1 rRNA gene is annotated in these 958 nt (G+C 60.2%); it reads right to left on the bottom strand.

From position 1 onward, the window contains the following. Positions 1-958: ribosomal RNA gene (locus AC1AYN_RS10515) — 16S ribosomal RNA — on the bottom strand; the annotation flags it as partial.

The raw sequence follows: 958 nt of genomic DNA, 5'->3' as shown, positions 1-958 counted from the left end.
GGTTAGGCCACCGGCTTCGGGTGCTGCCCACTTTCATGACTTGACGGGCGGTGTGTACAAGGCCCGGGAACGCATTCACCGCGGCGTTGCTGATCCGCGATTACTAGCGACTCCGCCTTCATGGAGTCGGGTTGCAGACTCCAATCCGAACTGAGACCGGTTTTCAGGGATCCGCTCCATGTCGCCATGTCGCATCCCGCTGTACCGGCCATTGTAGCATGCGTGAAGCCCTGGACGTAAGGGGCATGATGATCTGACGTCATCCCCACCTTCCTCCGAGTTGACCCCGGCGGTCCCCCGTGAGTCCCCAGCCGAACTGCTGGCAACACGGGGCGAGGGTTGCGCTCGTTGCGGGACTTAACCCAACATCTCACGACACGAGCTGACGACGACCATGCACCACCTGTGAACCCGCCCCGAAGGGAAACCACATCTCTGCGGTCGTCGGGAACATGTCAAGCCCAGGTAAGGTTCTTCGCGTTGCATCGAATTAATCCGCATGCTCCGCCGCTTGTGCGGGCCCCCGTCAATTTCTTTGAGTTTTAGCCTTGCGGCCGTACTCCCCAGGCGGGATGCTTAACGCGTTGGCTCCGACACGGGACCCGTGGAAAGGGCCCCACATCCAGCATCCACCGTTTACGGCGTGGACTACCAGGGTATCTAATCCTGTTCGCTCCCCACGCTTTCGCTCCTCAGCGTCAGTAACGGCCCAGAGACCTGCCTTCGCCATTGGTGTTCCTCCCGATATCTACACATTCCACCGTTACACCGGGAATTCCAGTCTCCCCTACCGCACTCCAGCCCGCCCGTACCCGGCGCAGACCCACCGTTAAGCGATGGGCTTTCACACCGGACGCGACGAACCGCCTACGAGCCCTTTACGCCCAATAATTCCGGATAACGCTTGCACCCTACGTATTACCGCGGCTGCTGGCACGTAGTTAGCCGGTGCTTATTC

Source organism: Bifidobacterium sp. LH_413, from assembly GCF_056357015.1.
This window is presented reverse-complemented; position numbering and strand designations above follow the sequence as displayed.